Genomic DNA, 3,202 nt, shown 5'->3' with positions numbered 1-3,202 from the left:
GCATAGCACGATTGGATATGTGTCACCCTTTGAGTTTGAAAAGCGGTATTATGATAATTTAACCCTGTCAGGCATCGCTGCCTGACTCAAGTAAATCACTCTCCGATAAAGTCGGGGCGGTTCAATAAATGGATTTGCTACAACTAGAGAAACAGATGTTAAAAAGCCATTTACAATGAACGAGCGACTTCGAATATTAGAGGCTATTGAAAAAGGATTGAGCGAATCTAGAAAAGCCCTCAAACCTTATAAGAAAACGGGTTTAGGCAGCAATCCTTTGGACGAAAAGGGTTCAGTCATTAGAGGCCTTTCGACACTAGAGAATGCGCGATGGCTCTTTGAAAACCGCTTAATGTGTAAGCCAGTTCATTACAATACAGCTAAATCACCTATTGAGAAGTCTTTCTTAAGAATTATTAATGATTCAGATAAGGGTTTGATAGAGGTATACAACGACTGGGGCATTACCCCAATGATAAATATGGATACACTAACGCCTTACGTTTTAAGGCTTGCTCAAATTACTGGTTTAAATGCAAATCCTTTACTTTCTCTTGATATAAACGATTATGTAGATTCCCATCCGGCAACATCGCGGCCTTGTCTTAGATATTGGAAAGAAAGGTCTGATGGTCATAAAGAATACCACCTCGATCTTTTTAATGCAGAACTGACATGGCTTACGTCATCTCAAGCTAAGTCTATAAAAATTATTTTTGAAGAATTAGTCCAATTGACGAGTAGTTTTCGACAAGACATTGAAGATAATGCTTTTAAAGATAGGTTGTTTATCTATCAGTCGAATAGTACAAAAAAGCACGGCAGAGTATCTCCACTATTAGGAAACAAAGAAAAAAATACAGAAGCATTGGGAGCTAGTTTGTCCAGGTTTGTTAAGAAATATAATTTAAAAAATGATGCAGGAGATCCCCTAACTCTTACAATAAGTCGCTTTAGACCAACATTTGTTAGTGAGATGCTTAGAAATGGCGTAACTGTACGTGAAATTCAACTCATGTTGGGTCACTCCTCACTCCAAACAACTCTCGGTTATATAGATTCTCTAGATTTTAACTCCATGAGTAGAATGAAGATAAATGATGAATTAGAAGAGATACATCAATCGACTCTGGATAAAAAAGTTGAGAAAGTGCCAGAAGATATAGAGTCCAAAAAAAATGATGAGTTGGTAACAACCTTTCATACTCCTCTAGCTGAATGCAGAAATATTTTTGACCCACCAGATTTTGTAAAAAATCTTTCATCCTACATACCTGGTACTCCATGCTCACAATATAACAAATGTTTGGGTTGTGACAATGTCATTATTACAGCTAAGAATCTGCCTGAAATTTTTGCAATGAAGCGTGACTATACGCTTTTGAAAGAGCACTCCCGTGTCATGGATACACCCTATGGGCATGTTATTTCAGAGAATTTAGAACTGATAAAAGGTATTACAGAACCTGAACTATCTAATTTTTCCTTAGAAGAATTAGAAAATGGACGGCGTTTAGCAGAATACATTGAAACGACCACACTAGTTGATGGAGTAATCTAATGGACTATGAAAAAAAGCTGAATGTATTAACAGGTTTTGCAGAACATCGTTTATATGTTTTAGATGCTCTAGACCATGCTACAGTTCAAAAGAAGAAGCACCTTCAAAATAATTACACAGATGACATAGAGTATGTGACGTACCTTATGGACAAACCTGTATCGAAATTATCAAAGTTTTCTGACGACTTTTGGGACTTTAATGACGACTATCCTAATGCTGCACGAAATGTTCAGGGCGCAAAGCTCCGCATTAGTTTTTCAAAGTATACAGATATCCCAAGATTCGTTTTAATAGAAATAAAAATCATATTCGAGTTGGCCTTGCTAAACAATTCGATTTTCAAGCTTCAAAGTAAGGAAGGCCAAAGTCGAACAAAAAAAGTCTTAAAAGCAAACTCTTTAATTACAATTTTTGAAAATGGATTAACGTTTATTAATGAAATATTTAAACAGGCATCTCATGAGTTAGGCTATGAGTTTGTTCAGGAAAAAATCAGAACACTCTCCGATATAACACCTGAACTGTATTCCAAAGCTGCTGAAAACTACGATCGTGTAAAAAATATAGAGCTAGATAAATTTTTCAAATATCTACGCAGTCCAGCTTCTGTTAAGTATGTATTTGAAAAGCCTATCGCTTATGTAGAGTTAAATAGCCTGAAATGGAAGAAACTTGCTAACACTAATACTTTGAAAAAAGAACAAGTGCTGCCAGATCTGGTATTTGAATCTCTCTCGAAAATGGCTTCCTTTATCATAGTTGACTTTTTAAGTGCTATAGGAGCTTCAGCAAAAATATCTGACTCCAACTCCTTCGAAAGATTTGAGACAAGCAACCATCTATCATGGGCTAAGCAAGAAAAAATAACTCACGAAATTTTAAATGCTTATATTGCTATGAGACTAGGAACTAAAGGTTATTCTGCAAGTTTCATTACAAATATAGTGGAACCCTATAATTGGATGCTCAATAAAAATTCTAATGTTATGGGTGGACTAACTTTACGTAACGCATTGAAAAAACGCGGTTATAAGTTAAATAATCTTAGAGAATACTTTAACCTCGTAGCGTATGCCTGCGCGTATTTAGTGGGTCAATATACAGGTATGAGACCATCTGAACTATCAGAAATAAGAGTTCAGGATTGTTCGTGCTTAATTCAAAGTGACTCCGTCTGGCTGATTGAAAGTACGGTCAAAAAGCATAAAGATGAAGTTAGTACAGGTTTGTTTGACGACAGATGGGTAGCTATACCAATTGTTAAGGATGCAGTATTAGCAGCTTCGTATATCTCAAAAATTAAGGCGTCGCCCTACTTAATTTCTAATGTAGATACTGTTAAACCTGATAACTCCCCCCAGTCAATGACTAGTACTGGTATCGTGTATCAAATGAATAACTTTATTAGCCAACTCTTAGGCGAAAAAGTTGCTAAAGAACTAAAATTCAATCCATATATGTTAAGACACACATTAACATATCAATTGTTTAAGGCTGAAGTTGGATTGCCTCGGTAATCCCCCCAATAAATAAGAACACTTACAAATAGAGATTAACTGCTAAAATACACCAGCAGGAGAATCCTATGAAAAAGACACGCTTTAGCGACAACCAAATCGTCAACATCCTAAAACAAGC

Annotated in this window: 2 protein-coding genes; both read left to right on the top strand. The window is 35.9% G+C overall.

What is annotated here, in order from left to right; genetic code table 11:
- Positions 1-175 precede the first annotated feature (175 nt).
- Positions 176-1,561, top strand: coding sequence for a tyrosine-type recombinase/integrase (locus JMX07_RS13400; protein WP_201608421.1), 1,386 nt, complete (start codon positions 176-178; stop codon positions 1,559-1,561).
- Positions 1,561-3,081 carry a site-specific integrase gene (locus tag JMX07_RS13395; protein ID WP_201608419.1) on the top strand — a complete coding sequence of 507 codons (1,521 nt, stop codon included), beginning with the start codon at positions 1,561-1,563 and terminating at the stop codon, positions 3,079-3,081. Before JMX07_RS13400 ends, JMX07_RS13395 begins: the two co-directional genes overlap by 1 nt.
- Positions 3,082-3,202: the final 121 nt, after the last annotated feature.

The sequence above is a fragment of the Psychrobacter immobilis genome (assembly GCF_904846235.1).
In the GTDB taxonomy this organism is placed as follows: domain Bacteria; phylum Pseudomonadota; class Gammaproteobacteria; order Pseudomonadales; family Moraxellaceae; genus Psychrobacter; species Psychrobacter immobilis_C.
Note: the sequence above shows the minus strand (reverse complement) of the source record. Positions and strands in the feature narration are given on the sequence as shown.

Bases quoted from the DNA above. Each gene is read 5' to 3' on its own strand.
- JMX07_RS13400 (WP_201608421.1), top strand. From the start codon at position 176: ATGAACGAGCGACTTCGAATATTAGAGGCTATTGAAAAAGGATTGAGC.
- JMX07_RS13395 (WP_201608419.1), top strand. From the start codon at position 1,561: ATGGACTATGAAAAAAAGCTGAATGTATTAACAGGTTTTGCAGAACAT.